This is a genomic window from Shouchella miscanthi (genome assembly GCF_007725405.1).
GTDB lineage: Bacteria > Bacillota > Bacilli > Bacillales > Bacillaceae_D > Shouchella > Shouchella hunanensis.
Genome location: NZ_CP042163.1, coordinates 4067032 through 4087270, shown reverse-complemented (window position 1 = coordinate 4087270; position 20239 = coordinate 4067032). Strand labels below are relative to the sequence as shown.

Below are 20239 nucleotides of genomic sequence, written 5' to 3'. Positions count from 1 at the left end.
TCGGCAAAACAGAACGTGTGTTCTTATATTAAAGTAGAGTTGTAGCAAAACATCTAGTATCTAGCTACATTATTCGTTAAATATACGTTCGTGCCGGCACACCAACAATAACGAATAGTATTTCACTTATTATGGAGGAGTTAACATGGCTGAAAAGAAGTTTGCAGGAACACGAGTAGAAGTAAATGAACAAGTGGTGGCAAAGCTAACGTCCTTTACACATTCACTAGAAGTTGAAGAAGCGGATGTGACCGGTTTAGGTGACACGGTTGATGGTGGGGGCGTTTTTCGTCAAAAATTTATTGCCGCGTCTGTAGGTGAAACCGTATCAATGGAAGGGATTGCTCTTCTAGATGATGATGGACAATCGGAATTAAAACGCGTCTCGGAACTAGGTCAAGAAGCGGTTATTAAGCACACTGACTCTACTGGTTCAGGCTATGCGCTTACTGGATTTTTTACTACCTATGAAGAAGAGGGTTCAGTGTCTGAGGGGGTATATACTTTTTCAGGCGAATTCCGTGTAAATACAAAAGAAGCGATTACGGAGGAGAGTGCTCCTGGTGGCGAATAATAGAGAAGAACGTTTAGAACTTCTAGATCAAAAGGTGGAAGAGCTAGCGGAAATCCAACAAGAGCAATTAGTAGCTGACTATGACGATGCACTGGCTGAACAGTTAAATGAACAAAAGCATCAATACGTCAAATTTGCTGGTGAGTATTTTGAGATTCCAACTGAAATGCCTTTCCAATTTGCTACCTTCTATTTCCGACATTGTGTGCAGAAGGTAAAAGGAAAAACACAAATGTCGGTACCAGAAGAAAAGATGTATGAGTTTATTGAACTAATGCTAGGAAAAGCTTTTCTCAGCCACTTAGAACAATCAAAAGCTGGAGTGAATTTTGTGTTTCAACATATCGTTCCAGACATTATGAAACTATGGGGTTATGACGTTAAAGGTACAAGTGCTCAATCATCAAAAACACAAAAAAAAACCAAGATTCACGGATAATTATTTGGGGGTGGGCCGCATTAGAGGCTGACTTTTACAGGTTTTATCGCATTCATTTAACTCAAGAGGGATTTGAGAACCGTCTCTCATGGAGACGGTTCTTAGTGTTTGTTAGAGGATTACCTGAAGATAGTGCATTTCAACGGTTCTTACAAGATAAAAAGAATCGAAGCATGGCTGAATGGGATCAAGACAAAATGAATGAAGAATCGAAAAAATGGAAAGGAGGAATATAATGGCAGTTCAAATTGGACAATCTGCAGGCTTAACACTAGACTTTGATGACGTTAAAAAACATGGTAAGGCTTTAGAAGATTTACAAAAGAATTTAACTAAAATTGCAGAGTCCTTTGGAACAATTACTCAAAAAATAGGAGAGGCTGATTGGGGAGGATTCTTGGCTAGTCTTTTGACAGGTTTTGGTGGATTATTATTAAGTATTGTGGCAGTAAAGGAAGCTTTTACAAGTTTTAAAGCAGTCATTGACTTTATAAAGGTTGCCTTTATAACTTTAGGAACATCTGTAGCCTCTTTTATAGGGCCAGTCCTTGCAGTCACCGCCGCCATTGCCGCTCTTGCAGCAGGCTTCATGTATCTATGGAATACGAATGAAACATTTAAAAACGGCGTCATTCAAGTGTGGCAGACGATTCAGTCTGTTATTCAAACGGTCGTTAGCGTGATTGCTTCATTTGTAGCTGAAAAACTGGCGACAATTAAGCAGTTTTGGGATGAGCATGGCGCACAAGTCATGGAAGCTGTTTCAAATGTATTTAACTTTATACTCAGTATTATTGAGCCTATTATGAACGGGATTTTAGCCTTAATGAAGTTTGTGTGGCCGTTTGTGGCTGCGTTGATTCAGCAAGTGTGGGGAAATATTAAAGGCGTAATCTCTGGTGCACTCGACATCATTATGGGATTAATTAAAACCTTTGCTGGCTTATTTACGGGGGATTTCTCCTTAATGTGGGAAGGGATAAAACAATTATTCTTCGGTGCGTTAGAAGCGATTTGGAATTTAGTGCAGCTCGTACTAATTGGGAAAATTGTAAAGGTAGCCAGTACGTTATTTAAAAGTTTGCAAGGTGTGTTTAAAAGCATGTGGACATGGATATCGACACTTTTCTTGACAGCTTTAGTAGGTATCCAATCATACTTCCAAGAGCAATTCAATGCTATTCGATTAGTTGTTACAACCGTAATGACATTTATACGGAATCTTATATCGACTGGGATGACAGCTGTTCAAACGGTTGTCACGACAATCTTAAACACGATTCGAACGATCTTCATGACGGTATTCAATGCAGTTCGCTCAGTCGTGACGTCAGTTATTTCGTTTATTCGAAACTTCATTACAACAGGTATTTCGGCTGCAAGCTCTGCAGTGTCAGCGGGTCTTAATGCAATTAGAACGACCTTTCTGTCCATTTTTAATGCAGTTCGTACGAGTGTAACGACAGCCATGACAGCGATACGAAGCGCAATCTCAAATGGCATTCAACGTGCATTCCAAACGGTTATGGGCTTTATCGGTCGGTTCCGAGATGCAGGCCGTAACATCGTCACAAGTATTGCTCAAGGTATTACCAGTGCAATTGGGTCGGTCACGAGTGCCATTTCAAATGTGGCAGGAAAGATTCGTGATTTTCTCCCGTTTTCTCCAGCAAAGGAAGGGCCACTGCAAGACATTCACCGCTTAAATTTCGGAGGGCCGATTAAAGACTCTGTAGAAGGGGACTTACCTGTTATTGAGCGGGCGTTAACGAATGCGTTGTCGTTGCCTACGATTCAAGGGGGGAATTTCTTAGGTCGTGGAGTTGACCGGTTAGAACAACATTTAATGGCCCGTCAACAGCCAGATTTTCTGAGTCGATCCTCTTTACAAGATCGGTTAACTGTCGAGGTTCCGGTACACCTAGAAGGAAAACAAATTGCAAGAATTACAGCTCCATTTATGGACACAGAACTTGGTCGGAGACATGTGTCTACGATGAGAGCAAAAGGAGGCCGATAATATGTTCACGTATGACGGATTTGATTTTAGTCAATCTTTAATCGTTCATCACATTCAAAGGCCTATTTTGCCAGCTCGCGAAATTCGTTCCATGTCTATATTCGGAAGAAATGGCTCCTTTTTTTTCGGAAAACAAGATGCAGCGTTGATGATTACCATTTCGGTTACAATTGCTGGTGCAAATCGTTCGGATTTTCGTGAAAAGGTAAGGGAGATTGCGCGTTTACTCAATCGTGCTGAGCCTAAGCCTCTTATTTTTCATGATGAACGAGACAAGGTGATATACGGGCTTTTGGCAGAAGAATCAGAGTTAGACGAATTAGCAGCTTCGGGTAGAGGCGATTTAATCTTCTATTGTCCAGATCCTTATTATTATGCGATTGAAGATGAATTTTTTATCTACCATTCAGAAGGAACCCATCATTTCACAAGAGAAAAAGGCAGTATTCATTCATTTCCTTTAATACAAGTAAAAGGGCAGTTACAAAACGGTTTCATTCGACTAACTCTTAACGACACGGAAATGGTCTACGATGGAACACTTGAATCAGGGGAGCAGTTACGTTTGGATAGCCAATATGTGACGGCGTATACAGTAAAGCCGAATGGTGAACGAGTATCAGCACTGAACCATTTAAATAGTATTGAATTTCCTGTTTTACAACCTGGTGCGAATCAATTATCTCTTGCATTTGAAGGAACTGGTGAAGTGGAAGAACTAACAATACAAGCAAGAAGTCGCTGGGTATAGGGTGGTTGTATGATTCAATATAATAATGTGAATGAATCCCAGTATAACCAGTTGCATACGGTTTTTTATAACCATTCTTACAGTCGAATGCAGAGAGCCATTTTCTCCCGTTTACCAGGGGCTCGGCCAGTCGTTCTTTCACCTGAAAGAGAGCAGCTAGCTGTGTTAGATAATGCCTATGATATTTTGCTTGAACAGGAAGTTAACGGTATCGATACACTTTCGTTTGTCTTGCCTTTCTCTGACCAAAAAAACGAGCACTTGCAAAATGAACATTTAATTCAAATTGTTGATGAGCTTTATATCATTCGACGCATTACGTATAGTCGCGGAGGAAGTGGTGTTCCTGAAACAGAAGTGTTTGCTGAAGCACTTTGGTATGATTTGCAATTTTCCGACCCTTTATCTGTTTCAGAATGGGAAGACAAGAGTGTTGTTGTGGTTTTGTCGGATATCTTGCAAGGAACAGATTGGCGGCTAGGGGTCGTTTCAAATTTTCCTACACGTAACGTTAGTGTTGAATCTGGACTAACGAACAGGCTGCAGGCGTTAACACAATTACCAGATGTGTATGGGGGCGAATTAGTCTACCACTCCGATACGATGACCATTGATTTCATTGAACCGATTGGTCGAATATCTGGAGCAGCTATTGTCTATGAGAAGAACATCCAATCGATTGAAGCTACGTATGATACAGATGAACTCATTACACGACTGTATCCTTATGGGAGAGAGAATCTTTCCATTGATTCAGTGAATGACCAAGTTCCCTATTTAGATATTCGAGACGATCCCAACTACACATTCACGACGAAACTGCGAGCAAAGGTGCTAAAGGATGACCGGTTTACGAATCCATTTCATTTAAAAGAGCAAGCGCAAGCTGCATTGGAAAACCTTAGTTTACCGCGTACATCCTATCAAATTAAAGCATCCGATTTATCGATATTATCAGGAATGGAACATGAACAATTTAAACTTGGCGATCTTGTCAGAGTGTACGATAAAGAGCTTGGTATTGATCGGCAAACGCGCATTCTCGCTTGGCGCTATAACCTAGTTGAACCTTGGGAGACAGAGATTGTACTAGAATCTAAGGCACCTACACTTTCTGACCTGCTTACAGGCGTACAAGATGGGACAAGTTTCTTGCGATCAGAAGATACGATTGATTCAAGCGATATGCTAGAGCTTTCTGTATTTAACTTATTGCTCAACAGCAGAGCAGATGACGGTTTTCGCTATTGGTCGAATAGTGGATGGGAAGTGGATCCAGTTAATGGTTTTAGCGGTAGCGCATCGTTTAAAGCAGAAACGACTTCAGGTGTAAAACGTTTAAGTCAAACCGTCTATCCGGCAAATCGTGACCATTATGTTCTCTCTTTTCGTAGTGCAGTCCAAAATTTTGCTGTGAATGAAGACGGTAGGGTCGGTGTGGAAGTGATCGTTCGTTATGAAGATGGTACAGAAGAAGAACCGACCTTTATATCGTTAACCTAATGTTTTATTCAAGACGAAGGGAGGGGTGCGTATGTTTTCTGCAAAGTCAGTTTTGGTTGAAACCGACTCGTCAAAGTCGGTTTCTGAGGTAGAGGTACGGTTTGTAGCGTCCAACTTTTCAGGGCAAGCTTCAATAACCGATGCCATGTTGCAAGGTGGCACGACAAGTACCAACTGGACAGGCCATCCAAGTGAGCATCGCTGGTCTAATGAGTAAGTTAGACTGGTCTCGCTTCGTTGCACAACCAATACAGAAAGATCAAACGAAAAAAGTGAAACAAGTGGATCTTCATGTAATCGCTGAAAAGATCAGCGGGCAATTAAATATAACTGATCTACAGCTTCAGGGCGGTGAACAGGTGACAGGGACAGTGGCTCACACGAGTGAGTGGCTGTCTCCGGTGTTAAGAGAGTTGGATGAACGAGATTCAACTGAAGGCGTTGCTGAACCTTTGCTTGTAAAAGGTGATCAACCGAGAAGGTTCCCTGAGTTAAAAAATCGCTTTTACAATCTAGTAGGTCGTGGAAACGAGATTATCACGATTCCCAATCTTGACGAAAAACGATTTGATCGACAAACGTTTGTAACACCTGTTGATTTAACACTGATCCCAAAAGATGATTTTGATTTATTGCGTGTATCTACAAATATAGGGGAAAAGAGAGACGCCTTTACAATGCCGTTTCCGAATGAAGAAGAGCACCCATTAAACAAAACATATACGAGAGAATTTTATATTCAGGGTGGTAGAGCGGGTGACAACATTCATCTTCATGCCTCGCTAAATAAAGCAACAAAAAACGAAATTCCGTTAGACCGAAAAGCGCGGACATTAACAATTGGTTCAATTCACATTCAAACAGGAAAACAGCGACTATTCGGTATTCCAATGGGTTCAGGAAGGATTCGATTGGAATGGTATAAATTTGTACAAATGCGGCAACAGAATGAATTCGGTGAAATAGAAGTAATCGACACACTTCAAGATGTCGGTATTGGCTATTATGGCATAGCTGAGCTTATACGCTGGAAAGAAGGGAGGTCGTTGTTGTGAGCATGCAGTTTATGTCGTGGAGTTTAAACGAGCCCTCCAACGCACAATTTCTTGAGTTTGCAAAAGAAGATGCGCCTGGTGAATGGACGATCATCAATCGCGATGCATACTTAGATTGGCCAGGTGATCAGCGGAACTTTTGGACGGCGTTTCAGCAACACAATGAAAAAATCGCTTCATTTGGTCTACATGATTTTGGTGTGCGCGAAAATGGTACGGTTTATCACTATAAAGCAGGAACATCATATCCTGTTTTGAATCAAGATGGCGCCATTCAGTATTGGGCACGGAATAGTCTTCTCTATTTAATGGACCACTATCCAAACGTGGAATGGTTTTTACAAGCTATCTGTTTTGGAAGTCCTGTTGAAACCATGCTCGATCAAGAGGAAAATCAATCGACTTTTATTCGGCAATTCCGATCGATTGTCTCTCAATACATGACGCGTTTTCCCGGGAGGATAAAAGGAATTGAAATTGATTTTGAGAAATCGAGTTCTCGGCCAAGAGAGGCTCGGGAAGCTGAGAAATACCGAGATTTTTTAACGCGAGTGAAAAATGAAATTGCGATCCCTCTCCAATTAAAAGTGCGTGTTAATTTGCATGCTATGACCGGTGATTTTGCGCCATATTGGTATCAATGGACTGATTACCGTACGCTTGCTCAAGGAAGAGACGAAAGAGGGCAAATGATCTGTGATGAATGGCAAATTATGTCCTATGATTTCGCACATAACAATTCTGCTCCAGGTCCATCCACACCTGTTTGGTGGCTAAAACAAGTCTTAGCCCACGTTCAAGATGTGTTTCCGTCCGAATCGGTTTGGATAGGGAATGCGGCTTATGGACGACGTTGGCCACTTGAAAGCAAACGATCTGGTACTGCGGTTCGATACTGGCAAATGCTTATGTGGCAAAACGGCATTTTTAAACACCATATTGGGCGAGATCCAGAGACGGATGCATTTACATGGGTCGATCAATCTTACGTTCCCTACACAGGTTTACATGATGAAGAGTCTGGCTACCAGCAAACATTCTCCCATTGTTATGATCGCTTTCGCGTGGCGTATGCCCACTTGCTACCGTACAATAATCGTCCTGTTATTTATCGTTCAACCTACCAAGGGACAGAGTATATTACAAGCTATAGTAAGCATCAGCGAGCAACTTTTGAACACGTACACGCCGTTCTACATCAACCTACCCAGTTAACAGGAAATGCAACGAGAACCAATACGACCTGGCGTGCGGAACAATTTCCACAAACGTTTCAAGGAGTGGCGGTTGGAGGCGCTCAATATCTGGCAGACCATGATTTGGAGCGTTGTGTAAAAGATGTTGACGCTGGAAGAGCGGTTTATCGTTTTTCACTGCCAGCAGCAGGAACCTATGAATTAATTGCACCTGTTTATTTCCCTTATTTGAATCCGAAAATTCATTTGCTCGTTAACGGTACACCTTATGTGATAGGAGAAGGGATCCCAAGTTGGTACCCGTTCTTAGTAAACCCAGATCGACATTTTTACCATTGTGGGACATTCTCGTTTAAAGAAGGGGAGAATGAAATCGTTGTTACAGGAACAGAAGATTCTGCACAACTACTAGGTTTGGTTGTAGGTACGGGCTTTTCTCACAATATGAGCGGTGGGATGGTGGAGTACAATGTGAATTTACAGCCACCTAAAAAAAGAGGAACAGTAACAGAGGGTATTGTCAATCAAGTGGATGCTAAAATGCCTAAGAAAATGGCCTTAACAGCTGAATTGCTGCGTAGACCCCCTCGTCCTGCGATTTTTTGGGAAGACCTATTTGGCTCTCATGTTGTGTACGATGAAAGCGGAAATCAAGAGAGAGTGAATCTAGCAGAAACGAATTATTATTTACAAGCGGGAACCCAGGTCGTGCATGGTGGAAACTATGATAATAGGCAATGTATATCTAGTAGAAGAGCGGTCGGTTACTCTTCTGGAGAATGGGTACCGTCACGAGAAAATTTCGTCGAAACAGACGCCAGAGGAAGACAAAATCAATTGCTGTTAAATAAGCGGCTACACTTCTTCCCTCATCTTGAAGCAGACCTTTCATTATGGGATCGAGGAAGTGCCGGCATTCGGTTCATGGCATCGAATGTAGGATCAACGAACGATGGGTACTTGTTTTTACTAGACGCAACCCAACAACAGTTTCTACTACTATCAGAGGAAAATGGGGAAAGACAAGTGTTGGCTTCTGTTCCAGCTACTATCTATTTAGGTACAAGGTATTCCCTCAGGGTACGTTTTTTTGAAGGGCAGATTCTTTGCTTTAATGGCACAACACAAGTGATCAGTCACAGGGTACAAGGAAACAGAGCGCAAGGCGCACATGGCGTCTTTGCACAAGGAGCTAGAGTGAGGTGCCATCGTCTTCATATTGCAACGCTTAATCGTTATGAACCTATGGAGAAGGTGCAAGCGATTGTAGATGGAGAACCTCAACCAATTGCATTAGAGGAAGACCGTCCCTATGAGTACGATGAGTTTGGGTATTTGACGTATGCGGGGCTGAACCCTGACGCTGGTACTTCTTATGGCATAAGCAATGACTACGAGAATTTAACTGTTGCAGTTGTGGACTCATGGGAAGGCGCTAAGACGATTCAGCTTCGTGTGGTGGATGCAGGTGTTTGGCTAAGAAACTTTTATATTGGCGATGCCGAAGGCTATTCCCTTGCATGGAATAGTGATATTGAAGGGTTTATTACGACACTGCAACTAATCGAAGAGGCGGAGTGTAAAGGTGTGGCGATGTGGACGTTAGGGCAAGAAGATCCAACGGTATTTACGTATTTACCGCGAGCGTAAAAAACAAAAAAGGATGTGAAAAAAATGGCACAAACGCCTTATAAGGATTTAAAAAGCGAAGCAATATTATCTGCGCATCTATCAGGAGTGCAGCAGGATATTAATAAAATTCAACAAGTTCTGAACATGAAGTCGACTGTAAGAAGCAATGCACCTTTAATTCCAGTTAGCGATCAAACAGACCCAACCCTTCGCTTTCGTATTTATGAAGGGGAAGAGCGAAACTGGCTAGACCAACCTGTGCCTGTTCTTTATCGTGACGGGGCGTTAATTGATGCAGGCGAGTACGAATTGTATCCTGCCTATGGAGCGGTAGTATTTGCAGCACAACAACATGCCGATTCAGTCATTACTGCAGACTATGAAGCGGTAGCCAATACAGCTCAGCTATCGGATGATGTCCTTCAAACAAAACAAAGCCTTGAGGACTTAAAAGATAAAATTGACGCTATGGCAAGTGCTGGCGGGGGAGTAGAGCCATTTTATCCAACGGCAGGGACCTATTTATCTCATTTTCGACGAGATTACAATCCTTTTACAGCAGAAGGATACAACGTGAATAGTCATGTACCTGCATTTAGTATCCTTGTCTATGGAGATACATTAGATGCGTTTCCGTTTCCTGTTACAAGAAAAACAAAAGTTGTACGTGCAGGGATGAGCTTAGGGAGCGCAGGGAATACAGTAGCAGCAAAAGTAGGGATTTATTCAGACGATGGCACGGGAAGACCAAAAGACTTACTCTTTGAATCAGAGGATATTGAGATTTCTTCAAACGGTGGCTGGGGATATGTAACCCTTGATGAAGAACTTGAAGAAGGTTTATATTGGATTGCGCGTCATGATCGTGGCACTGCCTATTGGAATGGATTTCATCAAAGAAGTGTTATTCCTATCGTACGATTCAATGGAGAAGTGTTTTTACGAAATTTAGCAGAGCGTCCTAATCCTCATACGGTCTTTGGCGGCTATCGAGCAACCAATATTCCTTATGGGCAAATGCCTACTTCCTTCCCAGAATCAGGTGAGCTTTTTAGAAGAGATTTCTATGCTTCACCGTGGTTAATAACAGGATAAAGGAAAAGCTGAATCATGCCTTAAAGCTGATTCAGCTTTTTGTTTTTAGAAGCAGCCTCTGCTGATTGTCGTTTTCCTTCTCTTAATCTAGTAAGGACCGCAATGGCTAATGCGATGAAGCTAATGATGGCTGCCAAAGTAAACACGTGCTTTAGACCAAACTGTTCTGCAGCAAAACCAGCTAGATAGGGACCAATAAAGATGCCAATAGCGTAAACAGATTGATAAAATCCCATGACAGATGTCTTTAATGAAGCCGGTGGTAAGCTTGCAATTTGTGATAATAAAAGGGGCAAGAGAATCCCAATGGTTAAGCCAATAATGGCGTGCAGGAGACTAATGGAAAGTATTCCAGTAGCCAACGGTAGGAATAGGAATGTAATGGTTGTAACCATTAAACTGCTAATCATTAGTAGTTGCTCTAATTTAGGCGGCAAATTTATAAGAGCGATAAAGATGGATGCAGCTGCATGAGGAACGAAAAAGGCAGTCATAATCCAAACCATTGCACCTTCACCTATGCCATGAGAACCGGCATATACAGGGGTAAAGCCAAATATGGAAATAAAGAGCAAGGCATGTGCAAAAAGAGAGACGAGCGTAATCGGTAGTAATGACCTCATTGTAACGGTAGAACGGATGATGAGAGCGATCGATAACCGTTGTCTTTTTTCAATATGACTAGGTACAACCTTTATTGACAAAGCGAGTAAGAGACCGACGGATGCAGCCGCAATACCAGACCAAAATGGAAGAGCAAAGCCCATCCATTCAACGAGTAATCCCGCTGTTAACATGCTAAGAAACTGGGGCATGACTGTTGAAAATTGTAGCAAGCCCATCGCTTTACTCGTATGGTTCGACTGAAAATACTCTGCGTACATGATGGTTGCCATTACCCACATGGCAGCAGTGACACCTGCGAGGAGGCGACCAGTTAAAATCCATAAAAAAGAGCTTGAGAACAACAGGATAAAGCCACTCACAATGGCTACAACAAACCCACCAACGTAAAAATGCTTGCGTAGCGTGGTAAGTTTATCGAGTAAAACACCTAAAGGAAAGCGAAGTAGCACTTGTGTTACACCGTAACTTCCTAAAATGATCCCAATCGACCCGTAGCTGAATGGAATGGATTCTAAATAAAGGCTAAAGATCGGTACGTAACTATACGTAGCAAGCCAAAAACAAAAAACCGATGCCAAAAAAATGACATGGTGCACGCGTCTTATATCAGAATTCATACGCTGTACCTCCTACTCATCTCATCTTAACACCTTTTTTCCTGACAAATGTAGCAGGAATTCATTTCTTTAAAGCGAAGAGACATAAGTGGAAGCACAGTACTGAAGGAGGATGACTATGTCTAAGTCAACAGAGATTATTAAGAAAACAGAGCAATACGGTGCAAATAACTATCATCCATTGCCAATCGTCATTTCTAAAGCAGAGGGTGTATGGGTATGGGATGCAGAGGGTAATCGCTATCTTGATATGTTAAGTGCCTATTCCGCCTTAAATCAAGGTCATTGCCATCCGAAATTAATCCAAACATTAAAAGACCAAGCGGAGCGAGTCACGTTAACCTCGCGGGCATTTCACAATGATCAGCTGGCGCCTTTTTATGAAAAAGTGGCTTCACTTACGAATAAAGAAATGATTTTACCAATGAATACAGGTGCGGAAGCTGTTGAAACCGCTTTAAAAGCCGCGCGGCGGTGGGGATATGAAAACAAAAAAATTGTAACCAATAAAGCTGAAATCATTGTCTGCTCAAATAATTTTCACGGACGAACATTAGCTGCTGTCTCCCTTTCTTCAAGTGAAGAATATAAGCGAGGTTTTGGACCATTGCTACCAGGCATAAAAGTCATTCCGTATGGTGACGCAGAGGCACTAAAAGAAGCCATTTCCGAATATACGGTGGCCTTTCTTGTCGAACCTATTCAAGGAGAGGCTGGGATACTCATACCTCCTAATGGGTACTTGCAGCAAGTACGAGACATCTGTACAGACAATACGATTCTCTTTATAGCAGACGAGATACAAGCGGGACTTGGCCGAACGGGCAAGTGGTTTGCATGCGACCATGAAAACGTGGAACCAGATATGTACATTCTCGGTAAGGCTCTTGGTGGAGGGATTTTACCTATCTCAGCTGTTGCGGCGAATAAAGATGTGTTAGGTGTCTTTGAGCCTGGCTCCCACGGCTCAACGTTTGGCGGAAATCCACTTGCTTGTGCAGTCTCTGTTGCTGCATTAGAAATTTTAGAAGAAGAAGCGTTAGTAAAAAATGCTCAAGAACTCGGTGATTATTTTATTAATGAGTTACAAACATTAACACACCCTTCAATTAAAGAGGTGCGTGGACGCGGTTTATTTATTGGAATTGAATTAACAGAATCAGCCCGTCCTTATTGTGAACAATTAAAGGAACGGGGGTTATTGTGTAAAGAAACACATGAGAATGTCATTCGCTTCGCACCGCCTTTAATCATTACGAAGGAAGAGCTTGATCAAGCACTCGAACAAATAAAAGACGTTCTCTCTGCTTAATTGTCATGAGGAAACGCCCTAGCAGAATGCAGGGCGTTTTTTGTGTATAAACACGTAGAGGGACGATGGATTTGAAATGAAGGGGAAACAAGAGTATACTTTTGATGACTTATATGCGTGAAAAGCGTAGATCACAAAGGAGCAGAAAGATGTCTGAACATATGAAAACAATCTTTGATTTTGTAAAGCCTACTCGTTATCGCTATGTACATATATGTAAAGAGTGTGACCAACCAAGTTTTTCAAACGAGTCTTCCAGTGAAGAAGTGTGCATTCGATGTGGCGGAAACGCTCATCATGTGACCCCATACTACAATCCTTCAGAGGATTATGGGCTTGATGTGGATTATTATGCCATTACGATGATGTATGCCTTATGGAAAGAAGGACTTCATCAAACTCAAGTTGTTTTTGATGATTTCTATCGGAAAGCCCCTTTTGTTCGCGGTGTTGGTGAATTTAGCACGGAATTAGGCGGTTATGTCGCGTTTGGTGGGCTTGGCCATTTGATTGATACGATACAGAACTTATACTTTAATGAAAGTGATATCCGTTATTTAAGAGAACAATCAGAGGGCTTTGACGAAGCGTTTCTAGATGACTTACGTTCTTTGCGCTTTAGTGGGAATTTGCATGCGGTTGAAGAGGGAAACTTGGTCTTTCCTAATACGCCTCTTATTCGCATTGAAGCCCCTGTTTGGGAATGTATTTGGATTGAAGCGATGTTGTTAAACATTGTGAATGCGGAGTCTCTAGTTCTGACAAAGGGAGCCCGTATTAAAACCATCGCAGGGGAAGATGGTTTGCTTGAAATGGGAAAAAGACGTGCCCAAGGAAGAGATGCGAGTGTGTATGGAGCAAAAATGGCTTATATTGCTGGGTTTGACGCTACCAGTAACGTGAAGGCAGGAAAGAAATTTTCTATGCCTATTACAGGTACGCAAGCGCATGTGTTTATTATGTTCCATCCATCTGAGTTAGAAGCGTTTCTTGCGTATGCAGATGTTTTCCCGCAAAAGACCATTCCCCTTCTTGATACAACGGATACACTTGGAAGCGGACTGCCTCATGCGATTGAAACAGCGCATCGCCTTAAGGAAAAAGGCTATGAAATGACGGCTGTCCGATTAGACAGCGGAGACTTAGCCTACTTATCGAAAAAAGTACGTAAGCGTCTTGATGAAGAAGGTTTAGAGCATGTGAAGATTGCTGCGACGAACGATCTCGATGAATATACAATTGCTTCTCTAAAGCAACAAGGGGCAAAAGTAGATATCTGGGGTGTTGGCACAAAATTTATTACGGCCTACGATAACCCAGCATTAGGAGGCGTTCATAAAATTGTAGCAAGACGCCCCCTCGATTCAGAGATTGAATCTGGTAGCTATCAGAAAGAAGATTGGGTCGCTCTGATTAAAATCTCGGAAAGTATTGAAAAGATTTTAAATCCTGGACGCAAAAAAGTGTACCGTCTTTTTGGCGACGATGGGATGGCAAAGGGCGATTATGTCTGCTTGGATCATGAAACGTTGGATGGAAAAAATGAAATACTTTTGAAGCACCCACGCAACCCACTAAAAGCGAAACGAATTCGGGATTTTAAAGCGGTTGAATTGCTAAAACCGATATTTGAGAATGGGGAACTTGTCTACGATGTGCCTTCTTTGAAAGAAGTGCGAGACTACCATGCGTATCAAAAGCAATCGTTTTGGGAAGAATATTTACGTTTAGAAGTACCAGAAGTCTATCCTGTCTCTTTATCAGACGACTTGACAGATATGAAAAACCAGCTGATTCATGAGAAACGGGAAGGATAAACCAAACACCTCCGCCTTAATTAAGGTGGAGGTGTTTTCCTTTTTCAAAGCCACTCCGTTAAAAATGCAAACGACTTCTCATATGCAGCGACGTTGTTTTCGTAGCGAACGAAGAAGTGCCCTTCATTTTCAAAGTAAAGCGAATCGACGGGATGATGACGATGCTTTAGCTGTTCAACGATTTGCTCGGCTTCTGAAATGGGTACACGTGGATCGTTCCGTCCATGCAGCACAAGAAGGGGAGCCTTAATGTCATCTACTTTATGAATGGGATCAATCGCATCGAAAAAGTCACGATCTTCTTCAAGGGAACCGTACTCATCTTCCCGTACTTTTCGTCGCCAAATACTTGTGTTTTCGAGAAACGATTTAAAGCTGGAAATGCCAACAATATCAATGGCAGCCGCCCACTGTGTTGGATAATGGGTAATAGCAGCAAGCACCATAAACCCTCCGTAGCTTCTGCCCATTACAGCGATCTTGTCAGGGTGAGCAAATCCTTCTGTTTTTAACCATTCTGCAAGCTCATGTAAATCCCTTACAGCATCCATACGTTTTCGCTTATCATCTAAGTGATGGTAGCGTTTCCCATAGCCTGTGCTGCCGCGCACATTCGGTGTGCATACGGCGAATCCCTTCGAAACAAAGTACTGTAAAAATGGATTGTAGACAGAACGAATTTGGCTTTCAGGACCGCCATGTACAAAAATGACGGTTGGGTAAGGACCATTCCCGTCTGGTTTGTAGTAAAAAGATGGAATGGTCTCCCCATCAGAGCTGGTGAATGAAAGTTGTTCAGGCTCTCGTAGTATCTCTTGGACAGTATGTTTCCGTGTGCTGTTTTCGAGCTTTGTTACAGTCTGCTCCTCTAGGTGGTAGCACCATAGTGCAGCAGGGTTTGCAGCGCCATCGAGAGAGAAAACGAGTTGAGTTACGTCATTAGAAAAAGTGAAACTTGTAACAACCCCTGTTTTAATTGGAAGCTTTTTCTCTGTTTGTGACGGGAGGTGAGTAAGATAAGCATGTGATACGCCTCCTTCATTTACTGCATAAGCCATATAGGTACCGTCATGACTAAGTGTTAAGGCTTCGTAATCCCAATTGCCTGTATAGAGCCATTCCAACTCTTTCGATTGAAGATGTAAGCGAGCAATGCCACTATATTCCCGTCCGACGTTCGTCAAAAGATAAAGAAACTTGCCATCATGGCTAAAAGCCGCATCTGTAAAAGAGGCTTCATTGTCATGTGGCGTTAACCATTCTATTTCTTTTGTTTCTAAATGTAATAGACCTAAGTCATTATCTAAATTCGTATTCGTTTTCTTTATTAACAAATGGTGGCCATCTGGATGAAAACAGACAGGGTCATGACGAGCATCATCTTCATACACACACTGAATGGCAAGTGTCGATACATGTTGAATATACACGTCGAAAAATTGTTCATGCCTGCGATTGCTACTCCAGGCAATCCATTCTTTATTTGGGGATACCCCTCCGAAATGATGAATATGCGAAGGGTCGTTTGTTAGCGGAACAAGGTCCTCTTTATGTTTCCATAAATACAATTGTTGCTTTTCATTTACCCCATAATCCATTCCAATGAGGAGGTCATTCTCAATATATGTAGCGAGCATCATTCGTTCTGATGTTTCAACTAGGCGAGTCGTTTGTTGCGATTCAATATCGTACTCATAAGCTTGCGGAAGCCCAGTAGCATTATTTAGATAGACAAGCTTCGTTAGGTGATGTGGGTGAAAGTGCGGGTTTGTTGCTGTATCCACTTTTAAAAAGTCAGTAAGCTGCATAAAAAAGTCACCCTTTCATTTTCTGTTTAGGTAAAATGATAACTTTTTTCGCACAATTCTTCAAATATCAATCTAGAGTCTTTAGAAAAGCGATCAACTAGCCGAAATAAAAAGTAGAAGATTGAGGTGAAAATAGATGAAACAAAAAAAGGTAAGCTTAAAATGGAAATTAATGCTGGCTTTTGGTTTAATGCTTGTCATACCGAGTTTAGTCATTGGGGTATTTTCTTATTTATCAACAAGGGAAAATGTTGAAAGTACAATGAATGCTCAAGCAGAGCAAATGACAGCCAATGTTCATGCATCCTTGCAACAATACATGGGTTTGCAAACCGAATTAGCTGCTTTTACTGGCGATACCATCGATGCAAATGCTTCATCTGACGACATAGCAAATCAATTAGAAGTTTTATTTGGAGAAGATAATCGTCTGCGTGAAGTATACATTGTCAACAACAAGGGTGAGGGAACCGTTTACCAAGCAGATGGCTCCATTGAATCAGTAGCAAATACAGAAGAACTTTCTGAACAGTATGGTGTATTAGAATTCACTTGGTTACGAGATCTTTTTGGGAGGCAAACCGATGTAGCGGTAAGTGAACCAATTTTTTCAAATGAAGACGAGACAGATATTCTTTTTGCATCCTTGACAAGCGATCGAGGAAACGTTTTAGCAATGCGAGTCGATTTCAACCCAATTCTATCCTATGTAGCAGATGCTTCGATTGGAAGTACAGGCTACTTGTTTTTAGTAGACCACCTTTCGAGAGTTGTCTATCATCCTGTATTAAATTCTGGCGAGTACGTCCCAGCAACCCTCAGTGCTCAGTTTGTAGAGGGTGGAGAATCAGGACAGTTTGAGTTTCAAGTAGATGGTGAAGATCCACGGCAAATCACATATGATACCGTTTTACCAACGAATTGGGTGCTTGCCGGAGCGATGTTACCAAATGAAGTGAGTCAACTGGTACAGCCAATTCTTTACTCAATGTTAATCGTAATCATTGTCACATTACTGATTGGATCCGTTATTATTTTCGCTATCGTTCGTGCGATTGTACGCCCTATTTCCGGACTATCAAACGTTGCAACGGTTATTAGTCAAGGGAACTTAAGTTCAACGTACAGCGTAAAGTCTACCTTCAAAGATGAAGTCGGACAGTTAGCTGATTCGTTTGAAGACATGCGACAATCTCTCATTCAAACCATTAGAGGAATTCGAGATAAATCAACCTATTTAGCTGCGTCGTCTGAACAATTACAGGCAAGTACCGAGCAGAATATGCAGGCAACTGAACAAATTACATTAGCCATTCAAGAAGTATCGGGCAGTGTGGATGAGCAAACGACGAGTATGGATCAAGGAAAAGCAGCTGCGACGACGGTTTCTAGAGGAATTATGGATGTGCAGCAGTCGACTCAACAAGTAACAAAAGCAATAAATGACGCTGTTGTTGCTGTACAAACTGGTCAACAAGGGATTAAAAGCAGTGTTCAACAAATGAATGCGATTCAACATAAAGTATCTTCTATCGCCACAACGGTGGAGAACCTAGAGAAACAGGCAGCAACGATTAACCAGGTCAGTCAAATGATTTCCGATATAGCGGAACAAACGAATCTACTGGCACTAAATGCTTCTATTGAAGCGGCTAGAGCTGGAGAAAATGGTCGAGGATTTGCTGTCGTTGCGGATGAAGTACGAAAGCTTGCAGAGCAATCGAATAATGCTGCAAAAACCGTGCAGGACCAAATCAATACCGTTCAGAACGAAACGAAAGTCGTTGTGCAGGAAATGAATGCGGGAGAAGGAGAAGTAAGAAAAGGCGTTCATATTATTGAAGAAACTGGCCAATCCTTCGCTTTCATTCAGAATCACATGAATCAAGTAACCGAAAAAATACATCTTGTCACAGATGAAGTGAAAGCAATGGCCAATCAAACCGAGCAATTTATGCTTTCTTATGAACAGATTGCCACTGCAAGTGAAACGACATCTGCTAGTATTCAAAATGTATCGGCATCGACCGAGGAACAACTCGCATCTATGGAAGAAATCTTAAGCTCAACAACAAATCTTGCGCAACTTGCTGATGAATTAGAAGAAATGATTGCGAAGTTTGAATGGAACGACTAGTCACGTTTGACATTGTTATGACGTTTAAGGAGTCGTTGAAAAAGGAATGGTACCCTATATCCTTTTGAAACGAGGTACGTAGACAATGAATAAACTAGTGCTTGTGTACAAAGATGAAGAATTAACCCAGCCGAAGGAGATTTGGGTTGGTGGAGAAGCAAGCGACGAAGATAATAATACGACGTTTGAAGCCATTGCAGCTGAATTTGACGAGTTTAAAGTTGAAGCAAAAGAAAAGAACGAGCCTCATATTACGTTAAAGCTTGAACCAGTGGATGGAGAAGAACCTCACACATACATTCGAGACATTACCTTAAAAGGAGAACAACAGGAAAATGTTGTTCGCGTTTTGAAGAAGCGAGTAAAATGAATCAGAAACAAAAAACCCGTGACCCTTAAGGTTTACGGGTTTTTGTTTTAGAAAAAGTCATGTAGCGCAGGCTCTTGATCAGGTAGTGTCCTGAAGAACCTATCAATTGCTTCTTCGCTTCCAGTCACAAGGTCAGCCTGCTTATAAAAAGTCGGGCGTTTATACCCCATTAACAAGCTTGAGGCTGTCTGAATCGTCATATACATAGAAGGGGGCTCCGTTGTTGGGATACATCGGGCATGACCAGCTTCAATTGTTAACGCGAATGTTGTATCATTCCACGTTGCGAAGTCATCTTGAATGCGGATCGTAAACTGTCCATCTGCTAGGAAAGGAAGCGTTTCAATAAAGGCTTGAAAATCAACAATCCGCGCCATGAAATAGGGTTTTGTTGTCGCTTTTGTGAGTGGATCTGGCAAGAAGTAATGAAGGGCACTAGACCCAGGAACCGTTATGGTTGCTTCGTTCAGCATAGAATCATGTTGTCCAATAAAGTGGAGCAATGCTTTTAATGCAGATCCATCATGATAAATCATTTCTTTGGTTGTCCATTTTGATTCAGAAAAGCGATAAACCATATACGCTTTTGGAGTACCTTCAGCATCTTCGTAAAGTACTGTGTGATACTCTTTGTTTTCTTCTTGCTTTCTCTCCCACCATACTTCATCTCGTTCTAGCATCCCGTGACATAAACATTTTTTATAGACATCTTTTATGCGGTTATCTTGATAGGGGACACGGGTTAATGTTCCTTCAAGCGTTGCTAGAGGACGGGGAAGTTGATTTTTTTCAACATTATAATGCACTTCATCAAATACGATTTCCCAGCCGAATTTCCGATAAAAGGATACCGAAAAGGGAGCCAAATAAGAAAGGAGTTGTCCGTTTTCTTTCATAGTCTCTAAACTATGGTGGAGCAGTTTGCGAACACCGCCTTGGCGTCTCGCTTCAGGATAAGAGGCAACGCTAGCAATTCCACCCATAGGTACAGTCCTACCATATAACTGAATAGATAAAGACAGTAACGTTAGTTTCGATGTGAGTTGGTTCTCGTCCATTAAAGCAAAATGCGTAGCGTTATGATGTGACCACGTTGTTCGAGCCGCTTCCGTCTGTTCATCAGTTGGTGTTGCTTGAAAGGCGTAACAGCTTAATGCGAACGCCTCATCAAAATGACGAGCGTCCAATGTCTTAATGACCAATTAAATCCCTCCCTTTTTTTCTATTAAGTGTACCATGAGTCGTGATGAATAGGAGACTATGATACAATCAAAAAAAGAATAAGT

At 41.9% G+C, this 20239-nt stretch carries 17 protein-coding genes; 14 read left to right on the top strand and 3 right to left on the bottom strand.

The window, feature by feature from the left end; all coding sequences use genetic code 11:
* The first annotated feature begins 145 nt into the window (after positions 1 to 145).
* From FPV17_RS20835 to FPV17_RS20790, 10 genes are all read left to right on the top strand, one after another.
* Positions 146 to 574, top strand: a complete 429-nt coding sequence (locus tag FPV17_RS20835; RefSeq protein WP_055736180.1) for a hypothetical protein — start codon at positions 146 to 148, stop codon at positions 572 to 574.
* Complete coding sequence (locus tag FPV17_RS20830) at positions 564 to 1013, top strand: hypothetical protein (RefSeq protein ID WP_035397348.1); 450 nt, start codon at positions 564 to 566, stop codon at positions 1011 to 1013. Before FPV17_RS20835 ends, FPV17_RS20830 begins: the two co-directional genes overlap by 11 nt.
* A gap of 104 nt (positions 1014 to 1117) precedes the next feature.
* Complete coding sequence (locus FPV17_RS22565) at positions 1118 to 1249, top strand: hypothetical protein (protein WP_307188675.1); 132 nt, start codon at positions 1118 to 1120, stop codon at positions 1247 to 1249.
* Complete coding sequence (locus FPV17_RS20820) at positions 1249 to 3033, top strand: phage tail protein (protein ID WP_144560296.1); 1785 nt, start codon at positions 1249 to 1251, stop codon at positions 3031 to 3033. Before FPV17_RS22565 ends, FPV17_RS20820 begins: the two co-directional genes overlap by 1 nt.
* 1 nt (position 3034) lies before the next feature.
* Positions 3035 to 3784: a distal tail protein Dit gene (locus FPV17_RS20815; protein WP_060704390.1), complete on the top strand. Its 750-nt coding sequence runs from the start codon at positions 3035 to 3037 to the stop codon at positions 3782 to 3784.
* A gap of 9 nt (positions 3785 to 3793) precedes the next feature.
* Positions 3794 to 5287 (top strand): phage tail spike protein, encoded by a 1494-nt coding sequence (locus tag FPV17_RS20810; RefSeq protein ID WP_144560295.1) that lies wholly within the window; start codon positions 3794 to 3796, stop codon positions 5285 to 5287.
* Between the two features lie 31 nt (positions 5288 to 5318).
* Positions 5319 to 5504 carry a hypothetical protein gene (locus FPV17_RS20805; RefSeq protein WP_035398992.1) on the top strand — a complete coding sequence of 62 codons (186 nt, stop codon included), beginning with the start codon at positions 5319 to 5321 and terminating at the stop codon, positions 5502 to 5504.
* Entirely contained in the window at positions 5443 to 6342 is a 900-nt protein-coding gene (locus FPV17_RS20800; RefSeq protein WP_246117083.1) for a hypothetical protein, read from the top strand. The genes FPV17_RS20805 and FPV17_RS20800 overlap by 62 nt, the downstream gene beginning before the upstream one ends.
* 2 nt (positions 6343 to 6344) lie before the next feature.
* Positions 6345 to 9188 (top strand): glycosyl hydrolase family 18 protein, encoded by a 2844-nt coding sequence (locus FPV17_RS20795; RefSeq protein WP_144560553.1) that lies wholly within the window; start codon positions 6345 to 6347, stop codon positions 9186 to 9188.
* 24 nt (positions 9189 to 9212) lie between these two features.
* Positions 9213 to 10265, top strand: a complete 1053-nt coding sequence (locus tag FPV17_RS20790) for a hypothetical protein (protein WP_144560293.1) — start codon at positions 9213 to 9215, stop codon at positions 10263 to 10265.
* Between the two features lie 20 nt (positions 10266 to 10285).
* Here the strand turns inward: FPV17_RS20790 and FPV17_RS20785 are convergent, their stop codons facing one another.
* On the bottom strand, positions 10286 to 11509 hold the full coding sequence (locus FPV17_RS20785) for an MFS transporter (protein WP_144560292.1): 1224 nt from the start codon (positions 11507 to 11509) through the stop codon (positions 10286 to 10288).
* A gap of 118 nt (positions 11510 to 11627) precedes the next feature.
* Between FPV17_RS20785 and FPV17_RS20780 the strand changes: the two genes are divergently transcribed.
* Positions 11628 to 12821 carry an ornithine--oxo-acid transaminase gene (locus FPV17_RS20780; protein ID WP_437183303.1) on the top strand — a complete coding sequence of 398 codons (1194 nt, stop codon included), beginning with the start codon at positions 11628 to 11630 and terminating at the stop codon, positions 12819 to 12821.
* A gap of 149 nt (positions 12822 to 12970) precedes the next feature.
* Entirely contained in the window at positions 12971 to 14638 is a 1668-nt protein-coding gene (locus FPV17_RS20775; RefSeq protein ID WP_246117082.1) for a nicotinate phosphoribosyltransferase, read from the top strand.
* Between the two features lie 44 nt (positions 14639 to 14682).
* Here FPV17_RS20775 and FPV17_RS20770 read toward each other — a convergent pair whose 3' ends face one another.
* On the bottom strand, positions 14683 to 16446 hold the full coding sequence (locus FPV17_RS20770; RefSeq protein ID WP_144560290.1) for a S9 family peptidase: 1764 nt from the start codon (positions 16444 to 16446) through the stop codon (positions 14683 to 14685).
* 136 nt (positions 16447 to 16582) lie between these two features.
* Between FPV17_RS20770 and FPV17_RS20765 the strand changes: the two genes are divergently transcribed.
* Both FPV17_RS20765 and FPV17_RS20760 read left to right on the top strand, forming a co-directional pair.
* The gene (locus FPV17_RS20765) at positions 16583 to 18583 is read left to right on the top strand and encodes a methyl-accepting chemotaxis protein (RefSeq protein ID WP_144560289.1); all 2001 of its coding nucleotides are present in this window, start codon (positions 16583 to 16585) and stop codon (positions 18581 to 18583) included.
* An 85-nt stretch (positions 18584 to 18668) separates the two neighbouring features.
* On the top strand, positions 18669 to 18953 hold the full coding sequence (locus FPV17_RS20760) for a hypothetical protein (RefSeq protein WP_144560288.1): 285 nt from the start codon (positions 18669 to 18671) through the stop codon (positions 18951 to 18953).
* A gap of 47 nt (positions 18954 to 19000) precedes the next feature.
* Here the strand turns inward: FPV17_RS20760 and FPV17_RS20755 are convergent, their stop codons facing one another.
* The gene (locus FPV17_RS20755) at positions 19001 to 20155 is read right to left on the bottom strand and encodes a GNAT family N-acetyltransferase (protein ID WP_144560287.1); all 1155 of its coding nucleotides are present in this window, start codon (positions 20153 to 20155) and stop codon (positions 19001 to 19003) included.
* Positions 20156 to 20239 lie beyond the last annotated feature (84 nt).

Excerpts from the sequence above, each read along its gene's own strand:
- FPV17_RS20835 (WP_055736180.1), top strand. The coding sequence starts at position 146 with ATGGCTGAAAAGAAGTTTGCAGGAACACGAGTAGAAGTAAATGAACAA.
- FPV17_RS20820 (WP_144560296.1), top strand. The coding sequence starts at position 1,249 with ATGGCAGTTCAAATTGGACAATCTGCAGGCTTAACACTAGACTTTGAT.
- FPV17_RS20815 (WP_060704390.1), top strand. The coding sequence starts at position 3,035 with ATGTTCACGTATGACGGATTTGATTTTAGTCAATCTTTAATCGTTCAT.
- FPV17_RS20810 (WP_144560295.1), top strand. The coding sequence starts at position 3,794 with ATGATTCAATATAATAATGTGAATGAATCCCAGTATAACCAGTTGCAT.
- FPV17_RS20805 (WP_035398992.1), top strand. The coding sequence starts at position 5,319 with ATGTTTTCTGCAAAGTCAGTTTTGGTTGAAACCGACTCGTCAAAGTCG.
- FPV17_RS20795 (WP_144560553.1), top strand. The coding sequence starts at position 6,345 with ATGCAGTTTATGTCGTGGAGTTTAAACGAGCCCTCCAACGCACAATTT.
- FPV17_RS20790 (WP_144560293.1), top strand. The coding sequence starts at position 9,213 with ATGGCACAAACGCCTTATAAGGATTTAAAAAGCGAAGCAATATTATCT.
- FPV17_RS20785 (WP_144560292.1), bottom strand. The coding sequence starts at position 11,509 with ATGAATTCTGATATAAGACGCGTGCACCATGTCATTTTTTTGGCATCG.
- FPV17_RS20780 (WP_437183303.1), top strand. The coding sequence starts at position 11,628 with ATGTCTAAGTCAACAGAGATTATTAAGAAAACAGAGCAATACGGTGCA.
- FPV17_RS20775 (WP_246117082.1), top strand. The coding sequence starts at position 12,971 with ATGTCTGAACATATGAAAACAATCTTTGATTTTGTAAAGCCTACTCGT.
- FPV17_RS20770 (WP_144560290.1), bottom strand. The coding sequence starts at position 16,446 with ATGCAGCTTACTGACTTTTTAAAAGTGGATACAGCAACAAACCCGCAC.
- FPV17_RS20765 (WP_144560289.1), top strand. The coding sequence starts at position 16,583 with ATGAAACAAAAAAAGGTAAGCTTAAAATGGAAATTAATGCTGGCTTTT.
- FPV17_RS20760 (WP_144560288.1), top strand. The coding sequence starts at position 18,669 with ATGAATAAACTAGTGCTTGTGTACAAAGATGAAGAATTAACCCAGCCG.